Here is a 19,216-nt window from a genome sequence, read left to right as displayed (position 1 = left end):
CGGAGGAAGAGCTCGTCGACGCTCATGCCGCACTCCGCTCGTCGAGGTCGTGCACGCTGTCGGCCTCGTCGGCCCCACTGTCGGCCGCGGGCTCAGCGGCCGCCTTGGAGGCGGTCGCAAGCTCGCGCGAGCGCATGCCGTCGCGCCAGGTCAGGTACCCGCCGTCGAGGTTGCGCACGTCGTGACCGAGTTCCGCGAGCAGACGCGCCGCGGTGTGGGCACCCTGGCCGACCCGGCAGTGCACGACGATCGGGCGCCCGGCGAACTCGGCCTGACGCGATCGCAGCTCCTCGACGGGGATCCAGGTCGCGCCGGGGATGAGCCCCTCGTCGAGCTGGGCCTCCGCGCGCACGTCGAGGAGCATGGCGCCGTCGGAGACCGCCTCGTCGAGTTCGTGCCACTGGATCGTGCGGTCGCCTCCCGAGGCCCGGTTGCGGGCGAGGTAGCCGAGCTGGTTGACCGGGTCCTTGGCGCTGCCGTACTGCGGCGCGTAGGCGAGCTCGAGGTCGGCGAGCGCCGATGCCCGGAGCCCGGCGCTCATGGCGACCGCGATGACGTCGATGCGGCGGGCGACGCCCTCGGTGCCGACGGCCTGCGCGCCGAGGATGCGGTCGTCGACCGCATCGACGACGAGCTTCAGCGACATCGGCCGGGCGCCCGGGTAGTAGCCGGCGTGCGAGAGCGGATGCGAGTGCAGCACGCGCACGGAGCGCCCCTTCGAGCGTGCCCTCGCCTCGTTCCACCCGACGGATGCGGCAGTCACCCCGGCGACGTCGACGATCGAGGTGCCGAGCGCCGGGCTCGCCGGGGTCGAGTCGCCGCCGGCGATGACGTCGGCGACGTGCCGCCCATGACGGTTGGCGAGACCCGCGAGCGCGACCGGGCGCGAGGCGAGATCGATCGCGTCGACCTTCTCGGCCGCGTCGCCGATCGCGAAGATGTTCGGGATGCCGGTGCGGTGCAGTCCGTCGACGACGATGCCGCCGGCCGGACCGACCTCGATCCCGGCCGTGCGGGCGAGCGCCGTCTCGGGTTCGACCCCCATCGCGGCGATCGTGAGCGCGGCCGGCAGGCGGACGCCGCTCGTGAGACGCACCTCGCGCGCACCGACCTCCGCGATGCCCGCGCCGACGCGCACGTCGATGCCCAGCCCGAGCAGGTGGTCGGCGAGCGGGGCGGTCATCTCGGCGTCGAGTGCGGGCAACAGGTGCGTGCCGCGCTGCACGAGGGCGACCGCGAGTCCGCGGCGGTGCAGGTTGTCGGCGATCTCGATGCCGAGGTGGCCCGCGCCGATCACGACCACGGGAGCGCCGGGGTCGAGGGCGTCCACCGCATCCGCGATGCGGTCGAGGTCGTCGAGCGTGCGGAGCGTCTCGACCTCGGCGCCGGCTGCGAGGCGCTCGGGCCGCCGCGGCCGCGCCCCGGGTGCGAGCACGAGCTCGTCGTAGGCGATCTGCTCGACGCGACCCGTGCGCAGGTCTCGGGCCTCGACGGTCTGCGCGACGGAGTCGATCGCGACCGCCTCGGTCTGCACGCGCACGTCGAGGCCGAAGCGGTTCCGCAGCCCGTCGGGCGTCTGCAGTTCGAGCGAGCCCCGCTCGGGGATCGCCCCGCCCAGGTGGTAGGGCAGGCCGCAGTTCGCGTACGACACGGCGCCGCTGCGTTCGAGCACGACGATCTCGCGTTCGGCGTCGAGGCGCCGGAGGCGGGTGGCGGCGGACATGCCTCCGGCGACACCGCCGACGATGACGGTGCGGCGAGGGCGTGCGGCGTGGTCGGGCCGCGAGGAGTCGAGGCTCACGTCAGTGCCCGAGGATCCGCGCGAACAGGCCGGGCTTCGCCCCTGCATCCGTGCCGGAGTCGTGGCCGGTGCAACGGTCGGCCTGCGGGACGCCGCGCAGGGCCTCCTCGACGTGCTGGCCGCATCCGGTCCAGGTCGTCTTGCCGCAGGTTCGACAGGTGATGGCGCTGCACATGCTCGGGTTCGCTCCTTCTCGAGATGCCGGTTCGATCGTCTCGGACCGACGTTCCAGAATACCCAGGGGGTATCTGGCGAGGCGCTGGGAACGGATCGGTCCAGCTCGATCTGAACGAGTGGACCTGCGGGGCGCGGGGCGCAGGCCGCCTGGAAACGCAAAAGGCCCGCGACTTCTGTGAAGTCCGGGCCTGTTGTAGCGAGGGCGGGACTCGAACCCGCGACACCACGATTATGAGCCGTGTGCTCTAACCACCTGAGCTACCCCGCCGGGAAGGCTTCACCGGCCCCGCCGTGAAGCCGAACCGAAGAAAACCGAGCCCCGAGTCAGGATTGAACTGACGACCCCTTCCTTACCATGGAAGTGCTCTACCACTGAGCTATCGGGGCGTGTGCCGTAATCGGCAACCTGAAGAGGATATCACCTCCCGGGCCATGTTCCGAACCACGGTCGCCCGAGGAGATCCCGGGCACCCGAGCACCCCCGAACTGGGGACATTCCGGTCGTCCCGATCAGTGGCACCACCGATTCCGGAAGCCTTGGGCGCGGGGTAGCCTCGACGCATTCCCGAGCGGTCCGTCAATTGGGGGTGACGGTGTTCTCGATGACTGCGCCTGTGCGCGATTCCGGTCCGGCGCCCGGCCCGGCGGAATCGGATCCACCGTCTGCGGGCGTGCCCGGCGGTGCGCCGGGTTCGCACGACGTGACCTACGTGATCGGGGCGCCCGGCAGCGGCAAGTCGACGCTGGCGCACCGGCTCGTCGTCGAGGCCGACGGGTCGCTCGTCGAGGCGGCGCGCGACTGGAGCGATCCGGATGTCGCACGTCGGGCACTGCACGAGGCCGCGGCGGGTTCGAGCGGCACCCTCGCCGTCGACGACGCGCAGCACGTCATCGGCACGGCCGCCGAGGTCGTGCTCGAGGAGTTCGTCGCGGCATCCGCCCTGGACCGACTGATCGTCGTGTCGCGACGGCCGCCGTCGTTCTCGATCGACCGGGACTGCGTCGTTCCGGCATCGTCGCTGGCTCTGCGGCTGCCGGAGGTCGCCGCCGTGTTCCGGTCGGTCTGCCGGCGGCGCATCGACCCGGAGATCGGCTCGCGAGTTCGCCGCGAGACGGGCGGGTGGGCACGGCTCGTGCACGAGCTCGCGATCTCGGCCGAGGCGGAGACCGACGAGGAGCTCGACGCGTGGCTGAGCGACGCGGTCGAGGGCGACGTGGCCGCCGGTTGGATCGAGGAGGTGCTCGCCGAGCTGCCGCCGCCGCTCCTCGACGCGCTGACGGCGTCGAGCCCGCTGCCGCAGCTCGACCTGGCGCGGATCGCGGGCCTGCTCGGTCATGAGGAGGCTTCCGCGCTGCTCGCCGCATTGGATGCGGGCGTCGTGATGCACACGCGCCACGACGGCGGCCGCAAGGCCCTGCCCCCGATGCTGCGCCGGCACCTGCTGCACCGCATGGCCCCCCGCACGCGCTCGCGCGCCGTGCGGGCCGCGACCGACCTGCTGCTCCACGAGGGGGCCACCACGGAGGCCGCCGATGCGCTCGCGGCCGGACGCGAGTGGGGCGAGCTCGACGACCTGCTCCGGGACGACGCCGATGCGCGGCTGGGTGCGGCGCTCTGGGTCGAGCGGCCGCCGACGCGCCTCGCGCGCCGGTCCACCGGCATCGCCGCCGCTCTCGCCAGGGCCGCGAGCGACGATCGACTCGTCCCGACCGACGTGGGCGGCACGGACGGCATCGTGGCCGCCGACGGCGCCGGCCCGGCATCCGCAGACCGCCGCGCCGCCGGACCGACGCCGCGTCGCCCCCTGCTGGCCGAGGCGGGCATGCGCATCGGTCGCGGCGACCTCGCGGGCTCGGTGCCGATCCTCCGCCGCGCGGCCCGTTCCGCCGAGGCCGCGTCCGACCGCTGCAAGGCCCGCCTCCTGCTGCTCGTGGTGCGGGCGACGACCGCCGGTCCCGCCGAGACGCTCGACGGGTTGCTCGCGCTCGAGCGCCAGTGCGTCGACCACGGGCTCGGGGGCCTCGCCCGCCTCGCGCGCGGCGCGATCGCCGCGCTCACGACCGTACGCGAACGGGGCACCGTGAGCCAGGTCGTCGACCAGTTCGAGGCGCGCGGCGACGACGTCGGATCGTGCGCCGTGAGTGCGATCGACGTGCTGCACCGCTTTCGCCGGGGCATCTTCGAGGTCGACCGCACGATCGAGTTCGCCGGGCGGTGCGAGCGGTTCGGGTACACGGAGGCCGCGGTCTGGTGCCGCGCCATGGCCGCCGTCGGGGCCGCGGTCACGGGCAGCCCCAGGGCGTCGGAGCTCATCGCGTCGGTCGACGCCGCGACGATCACCGAGCGGATGCCGGGACCGCGGGCGCTGCTCGAGGCAGCGGTCGCCGTGCGCACGAGCGACCCGGCTGCCGCGGCCGCGCACGCCGCGATCGCACGCCGGATCGCGATCGAGACCGGGCTGCCCAGGCTCCCGTCGGCCCTGCCCAGGCAGCCGCGGCCGCGCATCGAGACCACCGACCGGCAGGGGGTGCGCGTCGCGGTGGGGTGCTTCGGCGGGTTCCGGCTGCAGCTCGACGGCGTCGAGGCGGACCTCAGGCTCGTGCGCCCGCAGGCGCGCATGCTGCTGCGCATGCTCGCGCTCAACGCCGGCGCACCGTTGCACCGGGAGCTCATCGCCGACCTGCTCTGGACCGATCTCGGCAGCGAGTCGGCGCTGCACGCGCTGCACGTGAGCGTCTCGAGCCTCCGCCGCATGCTGCCCGCATCGGGGCGGCAGGGCGGCATCGTCGAACGCGTCGGCGAGGCGTACCGGCTCGGCATCGCCGAGAGCCGCGACTGCGACCTGGCGGGCTTCGACGAGCACCTCAGCGAGGCGGCGATCGCCAAGGCCCGGCGCGACCCGGGCATCGCGCGGGATCGCCTCGTCGCCGCGCTCGAGCTGTACCGAGGCGACGTGCTCCCCGAGGACGGACCCGCCGAGTGGGCGGTCGGCGCGCGCGAGCGCTACCGGCACCGCGCGGGCGAGGCCGCCTCCTCGCTCGCGCACCTGCACTCGCACTTCGGCGACCAGCACGCCGCCGTCGCCATGGCCAGGCGAGCGGTCGAGATCGATCCGTGGCTGGACGACTCCTGGCGCACGCTCGTCGCGATGCACGATCGCGCGGGCGACGTCATCGCCGCGCGCCGCGCCGAGGAGGGGTACCGCTCGATGCGCGAGGCGCTCGGCGCGGAGTGAACGCGGGCGGCGGGCGCCGGGAACGGCCGCCCGCGGCATCCGTCACCTGCCGGTGAACTCGACCTCGGCGACCGCGACGTGCGTGTCGGGCGAGGCCCCGTATGCGCCCTCGATCGTGAACCGCACCGCCACGACGCCGTCGACGCCGACCTCGAATCGCTGCGGACCGGGTTCGTCGGCGAGCTTGATGCGCAGGTCGTGGGTCGCGCCCGACGAGTCCGTGGTCGTGACGAGCATCGACGACGGCCGCGCCTGCGCGAGGAAGTCGGCCTGCTCGACCGAGGCGCCCGGCGAGACCTGCACGGCCACGAGCCGGAACGGGGTGTCGAACGTCGCGTCGAGCCACTCGCCGACCGCCGGGCCCGTCGGCGCCGGCGCCCACGAGAGGTCCGAGAAGCCGTCGTGCGCGAGCTCGGGGGTGCGGCCCTCAGCCGAGCTCGACGCCGTGAGGCCCGACGGGTTGCGCGCGCTCGAGTCGATGACCCGGTCGGCCGCCGAGGCGACGAACCCGCTGATCGCACCGCGGAAGATCCACCCGGCCCAGAGCGCGGCCGCGATGACGACCAGCGTGACCAGCCACCCGATCCGGAACCGGCGGCGACGCTTCGGCCGCGTGCCCGCTGCGGCCTGCCGCGACGCGGGCAGCGATCGGTCGGGCTCGACCTCCAGGGGTGCGGCGCATCGCCGGCAGAAGTGCCGGCCGGGCGTGTTGCCGGCACCGCACTTCGGGCAGACGAGGTCGCCCGGCTTCGGCGCGTCGAGCGGGCCGGGCGCGCGCTTGACCGGGCGCGCCGGCACCGCGGTCGGCTTGCGAGCTGCCGGGGCGTTCGTCGGGGCCATCGCCTGCGGGACCGTGGGTTTCGAAGCTGCGGGCTTGGGGGCCGTGGGCTGCGGCACCGTCGCCTCAGGGGCGACGACGGCAGACGTCGAGATCGAGGGAGGAGGAACGGATGCCGCGGCGACCGCAGCAGGCACGGCGGCCGCCGCTGCCGTGGTCGTCGCCGACGCCGATGTGTTCGCCGCGAGCTCGGGTTCCGCCGCCCGCTGGTGCCTCGCCTCGCGCCGGGAGCGGCGGGTGACCGGCTCGGGCTCCGGGACCGGTTCTGGCTCGGGTTCCGGCTCCGGGACCGACTCCGGCTCTGGCTCTGGCTCGGGTACCGGTTCCGGTTCCAGCACAGGCTCGGGTTCGGGTTCGGGTTCGGGTTCGGGCTGCGGCACCGGCTCAGGCACGGGCTCCGGCTCCGGGACCGGTTCCAGTACAGGCTCGGGTTCCGGTTCCGGCTCCGGTTCCGCCTCGGGCTCGGGCACGGGCTCCGGTTCCGGCACGGGCTCCGGCTCCGGCCCGGGCTCCGGCTCGAACGGCGCCGACGCCGCGGCATCCGTCGACGCCGGCCGCTCCCAGGCGAGGTACGCCCCGCACTGCCCGCAGAAGTCGTCGCCCGCCTCGTTCTGCGCGCCGCACTCGTCGCACACGATGCCGTCGGCCATGTCACGCCTCCGTGATCTCGATCTCGGTGCGGATGTGGGCGGGAACGACCCGTCGTGCCGCCCGGTCGAGCCGACGGCGCAGCACCTCGGCGCGGTCGCCGAGCCGCGGCACCGCGACCGTGATGCGCACGGCGCCGTCGGGCGATCCGGGCAGCGGGCCGTGGGCGGTTGCCGACCACGAGGTGCCCCCGCTCTCGGCGACCTCGACCGAGGCATCCGGTCCGGCGATCAGTTGCACGGTCTCGAGCACGCCGTCGAACCGGCCGGCCCGCCGGTGCAGGCCCGCGGCGTCGGCGACGACCCGGCGTCGCTGGTCGACCGACCACTCCTCGTCGAGCTCGACGTCGACCCACGTCGCGAGCCAGTCGAGGAAGTCGACGGGCGTCGTACCGGGTCGCACGTAGGCGTCGAGGTTGTCGAGCACCGAGATGACGGGGGCGATCGACGCGTCGAACGCCGTCAGCCAGCGCTGCAGGAACTCGTCCTCCTGCAGCACCGCGGGCAGCCGCGTGACGTAGGGCGACGGGTTCTCCAGCCGGGGCACCAGGCCGCGCACGTCACACCCCCGCCGTCACGCGAACGCGATGCTCGAACCCGAAGACGAGCGCGTCGGGCTCGAGGTCGATGCGCTGCACCGGATCGCCGCGCTTGCCGGTGACCGGGTCCGCGCCGAACAGCAGCACCTCGTCGACGAGCTCCGTGCCCGGCAGCGACTGCAGCACGGCGTACACCTCGCCGGCGAGCACCGGCCGCCCGAACGGCCACCCGCCGCCGTCGGCGCCGCCGCCCGCCGCGTCGAAGTAGCCGTAGAGCGCGGCGACCGCGTCGTCGCGCAGGCGTTCGGTCGCCACGCGGGGCTTCGCGATGAGCTTGGCGACGATCGTGATGCCCTGGTAGAGGGGCGGCTCGATCGCGAGCCTCGCGCCGACCGTTCGACGGTGGTCGAGGTCGTCTGCCAGCAGCGCGAGCACCTCCTCGGAGGGGATCAGGTCGGCGAACTCGACGCGCCCGTCGGCGGCGCGGGCGGCCGCGGGCACCACGAGGAGGCGCACGCCCTGCTCCGAGCCCCTGCCCGTCGCGGCGACCGCCTTGACGCGCGCGATCGACGGGGCGACGCGCTTCGCGAGCTGCTCGTAGTCCTCGAGCGTGACCGCCCGGTCGAGCGTGCGCAGCGTGAGGGGTCCGCGGGCCTTGGCCTCGTCGACGGTCTCCCCGTCGACGCCGTCGTGCGCCGCGCGTCGGTTCTCGACGCGGTTCACGAACGGCACCGTCGAGCGCAGCACCGACACCGCGCCCGGCGCGACGTTGCCGCGCGCACCGCCGCCGACGCGGTAGCGCGGCACGCGGATCGGCGCGCCCTTGGGCGGCACGGCGCCGTAGTGCCGCAGCCGTCCGTCGTCTTCGCGCACCGCCGGTGCGAAGGTGACCACGCCACGCGTGCGGTCGACCCGCACGACCCTGGCGTCGGCATCCTGGTCGGCGAACTCCTCGACCTCGGCCCACTCCGCCCATTCGGAGCCCGTGCCGACCTCGACGACGAACGGGGCGCCGTCGTCGACGACCGGGCTCACGGCGAGCGCGAACTCCTGCCCTGGCACGCCCTCGCTGAGCCCGAGGATCTCGTCGTCGACCGTGCTCGCGTGGATCGCGTGCGCGACCGCCCCGACCGTGTCGGCCGCGGCCGACCGCACGAGCGGCGAGGCGCTGTAGGTGGGCACGTCAGCATCCCGCTCCTCGAGCCGCGTGCGGATCCATCCGGCCCGCTCCCCCGCGACGACGGATGCGACGTGCCCCGCCGGTACCACGAGCACCACGTCGCCCCGGCGGTTGAGGCCGCCCGTGACATCCCGCACGACATCGCAGGCGCGCCACTCCGAACCGCACCATGCCTCCCACACGATGGGCGGATCGAGCGGGTCGACGCCGACGCCGCGCACCGCGCAGTCGAGGTGCAGGGCGATCGCCAGCCCGGGCGCGGGCTCGTCGAGCCCGAACAGCAGCGCGTCGCCGATGACCGGCGCCTTCTGGAACGCGTCGAGCTCCTCGCCCTGCAGGTTCGTGTCGCGCACCCACGGGTCGCCGCCGGCGGGCTGGCTGCCGATGCGCACCAGCGTGCGGGGAGGGATCTCCCGCTCATCGACGGTGGTGAACACGATCGCCTCGCTCGTCTCGGTGCGCGGCGTGCCGGCCTCCGACCGGGCCGGAACGACGACGGTCTCCTCGCGCGGCGCCGAGAGCCAGAACACGAGGTCGACGCTCGCGTTGGCCGGCGGGAAGAGCTTGACGCCGAGCAGGTCGAGGTAGGCGAGGTAGAGCCGGTCGGGCACGCGGTTCAGCCGATAGAGCAGCTCGTCGGTCATGAACGCGAAGGCCTCGATGAGCGTGACGCCGGGATCCGACACGTTGTGGTCGGTCCACTCCGGGCAGCGCAGCGCGACGAGCCGCTTCGCGTCGTCGACGAGGTCCTGGAAGCGTCGGTCGTCGAGGTTCGGTGCTGGCAGGTTCATGACGGCGCTCCTTGCTCCTGCGGGATCACGTAGAACGGGAAGACGAGGTTCCTCGGGTCGTTGGTTCCGAGGATCGTGTAGCCGACGTCGATGTACATGACGCCCTCGTGCGCGTGCTCGAGCGAGACCGTCACCTCGCCGAGCTCGATGCGGGGCTCCCAGAAGCGCAGGGCGGCGCGCACCGCGACGCCCATGGCGCCCGCGGTCGAGGCATCGGCCGGCGCGAACACGTAGTCGTGCACCGCGCACCCGAACTCCGGGCGCATGGGGCGCTCGCCCGGGGCGGTCGCGAGGATCAGCCGGATGCTCTCCTCGATCTCGCGCTCGTCCGACGTGAGCGCGATGCGACCCGTCGCATCGGCGTGCACAGGGAACGCCCAGCCGTGCCCGACGAACTCTCGAGACATCCGCCCCACCTCTCAGTTGATCTTGACCATCGATCCCTTGACCGTCGTGATGCCGGATGCCGACAGCTCGGCGGTCGCGTCGGCCTTGAGCGTGAGCATGGCGGCCTTGACCTCGGCCGACTGCGTGCCTTTGAGCGCGAGCGTCGCACCCTCGATCGAGAGCTCGCCCGTGGCCTTGATCTGCACGCTCTGGCCCGACATCGCCAACTTGCCCTGGTCGGCCTTGACCGTCGCATCGGCCTTCGCCGTGACCGTGACGGGGCCTTCGGAGATGATCTCGATGCCCTTCTGCCCGGTCTGGGTGAGGGTGATGCGCTGCTTGCCGTCGGTCGTCGAGACGGTGAGCGTCTCGGTGCCGGACTGCTCGACGAACACGACCTCCATGCCGGTGCGCGAGGTGAACGAGCGCCGCTCGACCTTGCCGCCCTTGACCGACTCGCCCCATCCCGTCTTCGGCTCGTCGCGTCCGTTGTAGAGGCTGCCGATCACGTAGGGCCGGTCGAACCTGCCGCCCTCGAAGGCGACGAGCACTTCGTCGCCCACCTCCGGCATGAAGACCGCGCCGCGCTTGTCGCCCGCGCCGAACTGCACCGTGCGCGCCCAGCCGCTGACGTAGTCGTCGGAGAGGAACGGGAAGGCGAGCTTCACCCGGCCCGCGTTCTCGGGGTCGTCGATGTCGCTCACGAGAGCCGACACGACGCCGGGCATGCGCGATGCCGGGTCACCGGTCGAGGCGCCACCGAGCGTTCCGCCGCTCGCGAGGCCGAGCAGCGACCGGTCCGACGCATTGCTCACGACGACCGTGGTCGTGTAGCCGGCCTCCGCCGAGAACTCGTGCACGGCCTCCGAGACGGTGTACCGGCCGTCGAATGGCGCGCCGTACCCCTTGAGCGAGACGGCGGTGCCCGAGTGCAGGTGCGAGTTGCCGAGCACGCGCGCCTCGACCTCGGCGAACCCGCCCGCGATGCGGTCGGCGACCGCCTTCGCCCGCACGTCCTGCGTGTTCGGAACGCCGTCGCCCGTGGGGCTGAGGTACTCGGGCGAGGAGAAGGCCTTCGCCACCTTCTCCGGCTTCAACGACCCGAGGTCCACCGACCGCGTCTCGGGCTTCGCCTTCGAGATCACGGCCTTCTTCTGCTTCGGGTCCCACCCGCGCACCTCGACACCCGAGACCTGGCTCGCGGCCGTCACGGTCGAGGTGAGCCGGATCGTGTTCATGCCGTGCTCGATCACGACGGGGTCGTCGCGTGCCGACTCGGCGCCCGCGGGCGCCTCGTTCGCGAGGGTGCGCGGCGTGAAGACGAGCCCCTGCTCGGTCACCGAGAACGTGCAGCCCGAGGCATCCGCGAGCCGCTTCAGGAAGACCCAGTCGCTCACGTTGTCCTGCGTGACGTGCTTCATGACCGAGCTCACCGGCACCTCGATGCGGGAGACCCGCACACCGGCGCCCATCGCGACCTTGCGCACGATGTCGGCCACGGTCATGTCGACGAACGCGGCGACCCGTCGGCCCCGCGAGAGGCGGTGCGACCGGTCGAACCCGCGCACGCGCGTGCGCAACGACCCCGCGACATCCTCGCGATCGATCGCCGTCACCTCGCCGTCGAGCAGGCGCTGCGGCCCCTGCGACCCGTTCTCCGAGACGGTGAGCACGACGGCCACGCCGATCTCGAACCCCCCGTCGACGAGCACGGTGCCGCCCGCGTCGATGAACTCGAGCTCGAACGAATCGGGCAGGTTCGCGGCATCCGTCACCCGCCCCTCGACGAGCAGGCTCGACACCGTCGCCGGCAGCGGACGCCCGCCGACGGAGACGAGCAGCAGGCTCGTGAACGTGTCAACGGCCGGCATGCGCGACCTCCCGGCGAGCGACGTCGACCGAGGCGGGCTGCGAGAGCTCGTCGGCCGACGGGAGGAACACGGGTCGGCCCGGCGCGAGGCGCATGGGGTCGTCGATGCCGTTGACCTCGGCGAGCACGCGCCACATCGCGGCGCTCCCGTACTCGCGGTAGGCGATCGCGGCGAGTGTGTCGCCCTCGCGGATCGTGTGCACGCGTCGCGGGCGCAGTCCGCCCGAGGTGGGGTTCTGCTTGCCCGGCTCCTCGGCGATCTCCTCGAGCGCGACCGTGCAAACCGCCCGCAACGGGGTGCCGGTCGGCGAGAACAGCGTGTACTTCGCCGAGACCGACTTGATGTACCCGACGAACCCCGACAGCACGCCCCACTTGAACCGCACCCACGGGGCCGACGGCTTGTCGCTGCGCTTGGAGTCCTTCGTCGGCGCGCAGGCCTGGAAGAGCTTCTCGACCCGCTGCACGACGCTGTCGCCGCTGCCGCCGGCCGTGTCGTCGAAGAACATCTCGACCGACAGCTTCTGCGCCTCGGGGCCCTGATAGGTCGCGGGCGGCGCCGACGACGCCTTCTTCTGCTTCTCGGTCTTCCAGCTCGCCGACTTCGCCATCGTCAGCTCCTTGGGGTTCATCTGGAACTGGATCGCCCCGATCGGCGCGCCCGGCACCCCCGGCGTCTTGCCGGGTTCGAGCAGTTCGAGCTCGGCGTGCGTGAGGCTCGCGCTCGTGGTGTCGGTCTTGGTGACGGGCATCGGGGCACCTCACTCCGCGTCGAGGCCGTGGTGGGCCAGCTCGAGGGTCTCGGTGAGCACCTTCGGCTGGTCGGCGGTGAGCGACGGGCCTGTCCAGCGCACGGGCACCACGCGCTGCAGGTGCCAGGTCGCGATCTTCTCGCCGTACGCGTTCTGCGCCTGGATCTCGGCGTTGCTGGGCTCGAGCGACGGCGCCTTGGCGATCCACGCGAGAATCGGCTGCGAGGTGCCCTTGCCGACGGGCCGCGACAGCTTCACGTTCGAGAACTTGAGCCTCGTCGGCAGCTGCCAGACGAAGCTGTTGTTGCCGCCCTCCTCGCGCGATTCGAGCACGACCTCGACTCCGAGCCCGTCGCAGCTCGCGAACGCGCCGAGCGACTCGCCGTCGATCGTCACGAGGTAGCTGACGCCGACGGCGACTTTCGCGTCTTCGATGACGTCGATCATGCCGATCCCCTTCCCTTCATGCGTCCATGTCTCGTGCGGCAGCCGGCCCTGCCGTCGTGGTCTCAGATTCCATCGATCCGGATGCCGCGGCGTTCCCGATCGAGCAGCAACTCGGCCTTGAGCCGGCGCGCGAGCGGGCCGTACAGCCTGGCGGCCAGCGTCTCGATGCCGGCAGGCGAGGTGTCGACGGCGCCCGCGGCACCGCCCGCTCCCGCCACTCCCGCGGCTGCCGCGGCTCCCGCTCCGCCCGAGGCTCCCGCTCCGCCGGGTGCGGAGCCGCCGTTCGAGGCTCCCCCGTCGTCGCTCGCGCCGCCCGCGGACGAGACGGCGTCGACGACGGATGCCGGCGCGCCGACCCCCTGCAGCATCGCGCCCGCGCCCATCGGCAGGCCGCCGAGGCCCGCCCCCTGCATCGCCTCCTGCGCACCGCGCAGCGGGTTCGCGGCGACCGGCAGTTGCGGCAGCGCCGGAGGCGCGGGTGGGGCGATCACCGAAGCGGCCTGCGACATCGCCTGCGCCGCGGAGCCGATGCCGAGGCCCTGGCCGAGCCCTTGGCCGAGACCCTGAAGCCCGGCGCCCGCGAGCGGAAGCCCCGGCACCGCGCCGTCGGGCATCACCGCGTCCGCGGCGCCCCGGCCCGCAGCCTCGGCGCCCTGCACGGCGCCCTGAGCGGCGGCCACCGGGTCTTCGCCCGCGACCTCGGCGAGCGCGCGTCCGGCCTGCTCGGGCGTCGGGGCCGCGGGCGTCGACCCGCCGAACTGCCGACGGAACCAGGCGAACACCCCGCCCGAGGCGGTCGACGCTGCGCCGCCGTCGGATTCGCCCTCGCGCTGCACGACCGTGCCGAGGGCCGGTGGGGCGAGGTGCGCTCCCGGATCGGAATGCGCAGCTGGCGACGCTCCGGCGCCGAGCCGTGCCGGGGCTCCGCTGCTCGCGCGCTCCCGCTGCACCGACGCCGTCGACGATGCCACCGCCGCCCTCGCGCCGATCGTGGTCGGAGCGGGCTGCGCCCCCGACCCGCCGCGACCGTCGAACTGCGGCTGCACCACGACCGCGGTCGCGGGCACGGCCCGCGGGCGAACCCCGCCGACCGGAGCGTCGACCCGGTCGAACGAGCTGTCGAGCGCCCGCTGGGCGATGAGCGGCACGATCTGAGGCTCCGGCACGTGCGGCGGGGCCGACGTCGGGTCGGTCGAGGCCGAGCGGGCGTCCGTCGGGTCGGCCCCTGTCGGGGCGGCCTCTGTCGGAGCTGCCGCTGCCGGGGCTGCTGCTGAGGCGGTCGCCTCCAGCCCGGTGCCGTCGACGGCGGTCAGGGCGGAAGCAGCCGCGCCCCCGTGCGAGGCGCCGTCGAGGCCTGCGGGCTCCGGGCCCGTGCGCTGCAGCGTCAGGTCCACGGGCGCGACCCAGTCGACCGGCGATCGGTCGCCTGCACCGAACCCATCGGCGAGCGCGCCGCCGACTCCCCCGCCGCCGAGGCCGAGGCCGACCGACCGTTCCCCGGCGAGGTCGCCCGCGGAGCCGTCTGCGCGGTCGGCACCCGGCTCTCCTGCGGGCTCCGGCGGAGCGGGGCGCGACGCGGCCGCCGACTCGGGCGCCGCGACCGCCTCGCGCTGCAGCGGCTTCGAGGGCATCGACGATCGCGGCGGGGCGTCGTCCGCCGTGCCGCGGCCCGCCGGCCCGCCTTCGCGGCCGGTGCCGGAGTCCGCGTGCGAGCGCTGCACCGGCGTCGGCTCGACTCCGCGCGGCAGCGGGGCCCCCAGTCCGAACCGCCGCTGCGGCGACGCGGGAACGCCCATCGACCCGTGGTCCTCAGACGGGGTCGAGCGCTGCACCGCCGAACCGGGCGGAATGGCAGAGGCGCGAGCGCTCGGCAGCGGCGGGGCGAGCCCGAACCGGCCCTGGTCGCGTTCGGCCGCCGGCTCTCCGATGGTCGGCGTCTCGATGAGAGTCGGCTCGGTCGAGGCCACGAGCTGGTCGGATGTCGCGGCGCCGGTCGTCCCGATCACTCCCGTCGCGGCATCCGGAAGCACGATCCCATCGGCAGCCCGCTCCTCGGCTGCCCCCACGGAACCGCCGGCCCGATCCGTCGACGCCGCGACGCTGCGCTGCACGCTCGGCAGCACCAGGTCGGGCGCGACGGGGTGCGCGGGGGGCTCCTCGGCCGCGCCCGGCTCGTGCAGGTCGTGCGCGGGCGGGGTCTCCCCCGAGCCCTCACCCCCGAGCGGCGTCACGGCCGCCGGCGCCTCGACGAGCGGAGCATCGACGAGCGGAACCTCGATCGGAGGTGCGGCCTCCGACCAGCTCGGACCCGGCCCGCCGTCGACCGCTGAGGCATTCGGTGCGTCGCCCGCCACCGGCATCCGCCCGCCCTGACCGGCAGGTGCGCCCGCGACCGCCAGGCGCTGCACGGCCGTAGCCCGCTCGCGCGCCGACTCGGCCGCCGTGCGCGGGGGCCGCAGCGTGAGGTCGGCGACGACGGCGCGCTGCACGGGTTCGCCGAGCTCGTCCGGCGCGACGGCCACGGTGCCCGACGGCGCCGACGAGTCGACCACGTGCGTGAGCCCCGCGACGCGGCTCGGCACGGCCCGCGTGGGCAGCGCCTCGATCCACCCAGCTCGCAGCGTCGCCGGCGGCGCCTGCGCGATCTCGCGCTGCAGGGGCGGCAGGAACGCCCACCCGGCGGGCGAGTGCTCCGGCGGCGCGACGGCTCGGGGCGCGACGGCTCGGGGCGCGACATCCTGCTGCGCGGCGCCGCCCGTCGCCGGGTCGGCTCGCTGCGCCCGATCCCCGTCATCCGCCGCGACGCGCTGCCACGGCCACCTCATCACCGCTCCTCTGCGAGCCTGGTGTTGATCGCCGCGATCTCGCGCACGTAGCGCAGACGCTCCGCGTGCTCCATGTCGAGGATCTCGTCGAGCGACCAGTGGAAGTGATAGGCGACGTACGCGACCTCCTCATGGATGCGGTCGGTCGAGTACGTCATGATTCCCCCAGGCGACCGCCCGCGAGGTCGGCCGTGAACCGGTGCGCGCACTCCGGGCACGTCACGGCGATGCGCGTGTGCCCCTCGGCGTTGACCCGGCGGTAGAAGTCCTGCAGGAACGCGACGTCCGAGGCGAACATGTTCTCGACGATCGACGCGTCGATCGATCCGAGCGACCCGAGCGACGTGATCACCCTGCCGAGCAGCACCACGGTCGTGTACGCCGGGTTCTCCTGCACGCGGGCGTCGTAGAGCGGCAGCAGCTCGTCACGGGCCGTCGCGAGGCGCATGACCCCGCGCCGGTGCACGGTGCCGTCCTGTCCGACGAATCCCCGTGGCAGTTCGAAGGCGAACTCGGTGCGCATCACCCCGTCGTCGGCCGCGGAGGGCGAACCCGTCGCCCCCGCGGCATCCGCCACCTCGGTCGGGCGGGTCGCGATGACGCGCTGCACGTCACACCACCTTCGACTCGTCGTAGCAGACCGTGAACTTCTCGGTGGCCTGCTCGGTCGCGCCCGCCTTCAGCGAGTTGACCTCGACGCTGCGCACCCAGCAGTTGGTGAACTCGTACTTCTTGAGCGAGGCGCCCGCGTAGTCGAGCAGCTCGACCGCCGCGGTCTTGCGCGAGCCCGCGACGTCGCCCGTCATGACCTTGGTCAGCCAGTCGGTGATCGTCTTCGAGTCGGTGAGGCCGCGCGTGACCGTGAACTCGCCCGCCTTCGGGCGGCCCATGAGCTGGCGGACGACGTACTTGCCGTCGGCGAGCTGCTGCTTCAGCTCGATCTTGTCGACCTCGTTCTTCAGGCCCGACACCTCGGTGACCTTCGGCACCTCGATGCCGTCGATGGTGACCTTGAAGGCGTAGGCCGGTGACGAGTCCATCGCATCTGCGAGTCCCATGATGTGCTCCTATTCGGTGAGGTGGTCGATGCGTGCGGGTCGGGACTACTCGTTGACGAGGCTCGTGCCGCCCGAGAACTGCGAGAGCTCGAAGATCACGAACTCCGCGGGCTTCACGGGCGCCACGCCGATCTGGCAGACGACCTGGCCGGCGTCGATGACCTCGGCCGGGTTGGTCTCCTCGTCGCACTTGACGAAGAACGCCTGGTCGGCGGTCGCTCCGAAGAGCGCCCCCTTGCGCCACTCGTTCACGAGGAACGCCGAGATCGAGCGCCGGAGCTTGCCCCACAGCGCCTCGTCGTTCGGCTCGAACACCGCGAACTGGGTCGCCCCGAGGATCGACTTCTCGAGGTAGTTGAAGAGGCGACGGATGTTGACGTACCGCCAGGCCGGATCGCTCGACAGGGTGCGCGCCCCCCAGATGCGGAGCCCACGGCCCGGGAACGCCCGGATGGCGTTCACGCCGATCGGGTTCAGTAGCTCCTGCTCGGTGCGGGTCAGCTGCGTCGCGAGCTCGACCGCACCGCGCACGACCTCGTTCGCGGGCGCCTTGTGCACGCCGCGCTCGGCGTCGTTGCGCGCCCACACCCCGGCCATGTGGCCGGACGGCGGCATGAACCGGTTCGTCGAGGTCACGGGGTCGAGCACCTTGATCCACGGGTAGTAGAGCGTCGCGAACTTCGAGTCGTAGCCCGCGCCCGTTCGACGCCACTCGCGCACCTCCTGCGCCGAGAGGGCCGGCGGCGGGTCGAGGATCGCCATGCGGTCGCCCATGAGCTCGCAGTGCGCGATGACCGCGAGCTGCACGGCCTTCACGACCTCGAGCGTGACCGCGCCCTGCTCGTAGGCGGCCATGAGGTCGGGAACGGCCACCATGGTGACCTCCTCGATCTCCTCGAGGCCGCCGAAGCCCGTGCGGTCGGCGGGGCTGCCGATGTAGTTCGCCGCCGAGATGCCGTCGAGCACGATCGGCTGCTCCTCGGGCTCCGGCACGGCGAGTTCGAACGTGCCGGTGCGCGGCGTGACGCCGGCCGAGGCCGGGTCGCGTTCCTCGACGGTCACGAGCTTGGAGTCGGCCGTCACCTTCGTGACCACGTAGGCGGCGCTGTCGGGCTTCGGCGAGACCTGCTCGTACGTCTCCGGCGAGCGCCCGTCGACCGTGATGACGACCTTGAAGGCGCCCTCCTCGGGCTCCTCGCCGCCCGGGTCGGCGATCTCCACCGTGATGGGCTTGGCGTTCGGCGAGGCGTTCTTCGCCGTGAAGACGTAGTTGCCGATCGCGGCGGTCTGCGGCCCCGAGGCGAGCGACTTCGGCTCACCGCGCTTGCCTCCGCCCTTGCCGCCGCCGCCACCGGCCGGGGCCGTGCCGATGCGCACGACGTAGCAGTTGCCGCCGCCGTTCAGGAAGTACCCGTACACCGAGTACGCGAGATACGCGCCCGGATACAGCCCGCCGAAGGTGTCGACGAACTGGGTCCAGTTCGACACGAGCGTCGGGGTGTTCTCGGGGCCTTTCGGTGCCATGCCGACGAAGGCCGCGACCGCGGTTCCGACGCCCTCGATGGGCCTCGTCGCAGCCTCGATCTCCTGCACGTACACGCCTGGAGAGAGATAGGTGGGCATCGGATGCTCCTTCGCGGTTCGCAGCGGTTCGCATGCTCGGGTTCAGCATCGAACGGATGCCGCGGGGCGGCGCTGTCCGCCGGGACGGGCGTGCGGGTAGCGAGGCGTGCGCGATCGGGCAGCGGATGCGTCGCTAGGCCGGCTCCCGCAGGAAGGCCTCCTCGCGGAAGCCGTCCGCGTCGAGCGTCAGCACCGTCGCCTCCTCCACCTCGAGGAACGCGCCGGGGAGGTCGTTCAGCGGCTCGGAGACGACGACCCGCGCCTCGGCGCCGAAGAGGCGAAGCCGTTCGACCTCGGGGTACATCCCCTGCAACGTGGGGATGTCGACCGAGTAGTAGAGCGTGCGCGACCGGTGCGACGTCGAGTAGCGGAACGCCCAGAGCGTCTCGCCGTCGGCGACGGCGAACGTGCCCTGCACCGTCTCCGGCACGCCGTGCGCGCGACCGATCTCCTCGATCCTGCGGAGGGCCCGGCCGAGGCCCGCGATCGGATCCTCCTGGAGCCCGTAGGTGATCGCGAGGTAGAAGACCACCTCGGAATCCGTCGACCCGTGCACCAGCGGGAACAGCTCCGGATCGAGCGCGAGCATCAGGTCCCGACGCAGGCGCGCGTGATGCGCGATCACCCCGTTGTGCATGAAGAGCCAGCGCCCGTGCCGGAACGGGTGGCAGTTCGTCTGCTGGATCGGCGGACCGGCTGCGGCCCGCACGTGCGAGAAGAACAGCGGCGACTCGATCGCGCGGGTCAGTTCGCGCAGGTTCTCGTCGTGCCAGGCCGGTTCGATGCTGTGGAAGAGGGCGGGCTCGGGCTTCTCGATCCCGGTCGACGGGTACCAGCCGACCCCGAACCCGTCGCCGTTGACCGTCTCCGCGCCGAGCGGCGAGTTCAGCGATTGCGCGACGAGCGAGTGACGCGGCTCGAGGATGAGCAGGGCGGGTCGGATCGGCTCGCCCGAGTACGCCAGCCACCTGCACATCTTCGGCTCCCTTCGCCGCTCACGCCGCCGGAAGATCCTTCTGCGGGCATCATAGGCCCGCACGCGCGT

The 19,216-nt window shown here is 73.2% G+C and carries 16 protein-coding genes and 2 tRNA genes; 1 reads left to right on the top strand and 17 read right to left on the bottom strand.

From position 1 onward, the window contains the following. Positions 1 to 22: 22 nt before the first annotated feature. The 4 genes from ACFVS8_RS08815 to ACFVS8_RS08800 all read right to left on the bottom strand — a co-directional run bounded on the left by ACFVS8_RS08815 (position 23) and on the right by ACFVS8_RS08800 (position 2,365). On the bottom strand, positions 23 to 1,801 hold the full coding sequence (locus ACFVS8_RS08815; RefSeq protein WP_387060401.1) for an FAD-dependent oxidoreductase: 1,779 nt from the start codon (positions 1,799 to 1,801) through the stop codon (positions 23 to 25). Between the two features lies 1 nt (position 1,802). Continuing rightward, positions 1,803 to 1,976 (bottom strand): hypothetical protein, encoded by a 174-nt coding sequence (locus ACFVS8_RS08810; protein ID WP_387060399.1) that lies wholly within the window; start codon positions 1,974 to 1,976, stop codon positions 1,803 to 1,805. 196 nt (positions 1,977 to 2,172) lie between these two features. After that, a tRNA-Met gene (locus ACFVS8_RS08805) sits at positions 2,173 to 2,246 on the bottom strand. A 47-nt stretch (positions 2,247 to 2,293) separates the two neighbouring features. Then, positions 2,294 to 2,365 (bottom strand) — tRNA-Thr (locus ACFVS8_RS08800). Between the two features lie 314 nt (positions 2,366 to 2,679). On the opposite strand from ACFVS8_RS08800, the gene ACFVS8_RS08795 reads away from it, so the two are divergent. Next, positions 2,680 to 5,214, top strand: coding sequence for a BTAD domain-containing putative transcriptional regulator (locus tag ACFVS8_RS08795; RefSeq protein ID WP_387060396.1), 2,535 nt, complete (start codon positions 2,680 to 2,682; stop codon positions 5,212 to 5,214). Positions 5,215 to 5,256: 42 nt separating this feature from the next. On the opposite strand, the gene ACFVS8_RS08790 is transcribed toward ACFVS8_RS08795, so the two are convergent. From ACFVS8_RS08790 to ACFVS8_RS08730, 13 genes are all read right to left on the bottom strand, one after another. After that, on the bottom strand, positions 5,257 to 6,702 hold the full coding sequence (locus ACFVS8_RS08790; protein WP_387060393.1) for an NADase-type glycan-binding domain-containing protein: 1,446 nt from the start codon (positions 6,700 to 6,702) through the stop codon (positions 5,257 to 5,259). A 1-nt stretch (position 6,703) separates the two neighbouring features. Further along, the gene (locus ACFVS8_RS08785; RefSeq protein ID WP_387060391.1) at positions 6,704 to 7,258 is read right to left on the bottom strand and encodes a phage tail protein; all 555 of its coding nucleotides are present in this window, start codon (positions 7,256 to 7,258) and stop codon (positions 6,704 to 6,706) included. A gap of 1 nt (position 7,259) precedes the next feature. Then, complete coding sequence (locus tag ACFVS8_RS08780; protein ID WP_387060388.1) at positions 7,260 to 9,209, bottom strand: putative baseplate assembly protein; 1,950 nt, start codon at positions 9,207 to 9,209, stop codon at positions 7,260 to 7,262. Further along, entirely contained in the window at positions 9,206 to 9,616 is a 411-nt protein-coding gene (locus ACFVS8_RS08775) for a GPW/gp25 family protein (RefSeq protein ID WP_387060385.1), read from the bottom strand. Before ACFVS8_RS08775 ends, ACFVS8_RS08780 begins: the two co-directional genes overlap by 4 nt. Positions 9,617 to 9,628: 12 nt before the next feature. Continuing rightward, complete coding sequence (locus ACFVS8_RS08770; RefSeq protein WP_387060383.1) at positions 9,629 to 11,467, bottom strand: VgrG-related protein; 1,839 nt, start codon at positions 11,465 to 11,467, stop codon at positions 9,629 to 9,631. Beyond that, positions 11,454 to 12,218, bottom strand: coding sequence for a LysM peptidoglycan-binding domain-containing protein (locus ACFVS8_RS08765; RefSeq protein ID WP_387060380.1), 765 nt, complete (start codon positions 12,216 to 12,218; stop codon positions 11,454 to 11,456). Before ACFVS8_RS08765 ends, ACFVS8_RS08770 begins: the two co-directional genes overlap by 14 nt. A gap of 9 nt (positions 12,219 to 12,227) precedes the next feature. Beyond that, positions 12,228 to 12,665 (bottom strand): phage tail protein, encoded by a 438-nt coding sequence (locus tag ACFVS8_RS08760; RefSeq protein WP_387060377.1) that lies wholly within the window; start codon positions 12,663 to 12,665, stop codon positions 12,228 to 12,230. Between the two features lie 62 nt (positions 12,666 to 12,727). After that, complete coding sequence (locus ACFVS8_RS08755) at positions 12,728 to 15,490, bottom strand: hypothetical protein (RefSeq protein WP_387060374.1); 2,763 nt, start codon at positions 15,488 to 15,490, stop codon at positions 12,728 to 12,730. Then, positions 15,490 to 15,648, bottom strand: coding sequence for a DUF6760 family protein (locus ACFVS8_RS08750; RefSeq protein WP_387060372.1), 159 nt, complete (start codon positions 15,646 to 15,648; stop codon positions 15,490 to 15,492). Before ACFVS8_RS08750 ends, ACFVS8_RS08755 begins: the two co-directional genes overlap by 1 nt. Next, complete coding sequence (locus ACFVS8_RS08745; protein WP_387060370.1) at positions 15,645 to 16,100, bottom strand: hypothetical protein; 456 nt, start codon at positions 16,098 to 16,100, stop codon at positions 15,645 to 15,647. The genes ACFVS8_RS08750 and ACFVS8_RS08745 overlap by 4 nt, the downstream gene beginning before the upstream one ends. A 1-nt stretch (position 16,101) precedes the next feature. Beyond that, positions 16,102 to 16,548, bottom strand: coding sequence for a phage tail protein (locus tag ACFVS8_RS08740; RefSeq protein ID WP_387060368.1), 447 nt, complete (start codon positions 16,546 to 16,548; stop codon positions 16,102 to 16,104). Between the two features lie 45 nt (positions 16,549 to 16,593). Then, positions 16,594 to 18,171, bottom strand: a complete 1,578-nt coding sequence (locus ACFVS8_RS08735; protein WP_387060366.1) for a phage tail sheath family protein — start codon at positions 18,169 to 18,171, stop codon at positions 16,594 to 16,596. A gap of 133 nt (positions 18,172 to 18,304) precedes the next feature. After that, complete coding sequence (locus ACFVS8_RS08730; protein ID WP_387060364.1) at positions 18,305 to 19,147, bottom strand: class II glutamine amidotransferase; 843 nt, start codon at positions 19,145 to 19,147, stop codon at positions 18,305 to 18,307. Between the last annotated feature and the right edge of the window lie 69 nt (positions 19,148 to 19,216).

Origin of the sequence: Agromyces sp. NPDC058110, assembly GCF_042884735.1 — a bacterium.
Taxonomy (GTDB): Bacteria; Actinomycetota; Actinomycetes; order Actinomycetales; family Microbacteriaceae; genus Agromyces.
This window is presented reverse-complemented; position numbering and strand designations above follow the sequence as displayed.

Excerpts from the sequence above, each read along its gene's own strand:
- ACFVS8_RS08810 (WP_387060399.1), bottom strand. The coding sequence starts at position 1,976 with ATGTGCAGCGCCATCACCTGTCGAACCTGCGGCAAGACGACCTGGACC.
- ACFVS8_RS08790 (WP_387060393.1), bottom strand. The coding sequence starts at position 6,702 with ATGGCCGACGGCATCGTGTGCGACGAGTGCGGCGCGCAGAACGAGGCG.
- ACFVS8_RS08780 (WP_387060388.1), bottom strand. The coding sequence starts at position 9,209 with ATGAACCTGCCAGCACCGAACCTCGACGACCGACGCTTCCAGGACCTC.
- ACFVS8_RS08775 (WP_387060385.1), bottom strand. The coding sequence starts at position 9,616 with ATGTCTCGAGAGTTCGTCGGGCACGGCTGGGCGTTCCCTGTGCACGCC.
- ACFVS8_RS08770 (WP_387060383.1), bottom strand. The coding sequence starts at position 11,467 with ATGCCGGCCGTTGACACGTTCACGAGCCTGCTGCTCGTCTCCGTCGGC.
- ACFVS8_RS08765 (WP_387060380.1), bottom strand. The coding sequence starts at position 12,218 with ATGCCCGTCACCAAGACCGACACCACGAGCGCGAGCCTCACGCACGCC.
- ACFVS8_RS08760 (WP_387060377.1), bottom strand. The coding sequence starts at position 12,665 with ATGATCGACGTCATCGAAGACGCGAAAGTCGCCGTCGGCGTCAGCTAC.
- ACFVS8_RS08755 (WP_387060374.1), bottom strand. The coding sequence starts at position 15,490 with ATGAGGTGGCCGTGGCAGCGCGTCGCGGCGGATGACGGGGATCGGGCG.
- ACFVS8_RS08750 (WP_387060372.1), bottom strand. The coding sequence starts at position 15,648 with ATGACGTACTCGACCGACCGCATCCATGAGGAGGTCGCGTACGTCGCC.
- ACFVS8_RS08740 (WP_387060368.1), bottom strand. The coding sequence starts at position 16,548 with ATGGGACTCGCAGATGCGATGGACTCGTCACCGGCCTACGCCTTCAAG.
- ACFVS8_RS08735 (WP_387060366.1), bottom strand. The coding sequence starts at position 18,171 with ATGCCCACCTATCTCTCTCCAGGCGTGTACGTGCAGGAGATCGAGGCT.
- ACFVS8_RS08730 (WP_387060364.1), bottom strand. The coding sequence starts at position 19,147 with ATGTGCAGGTGGCTGGCGTACTCGGGCGAGCCGATCCGACCCGCCCTG.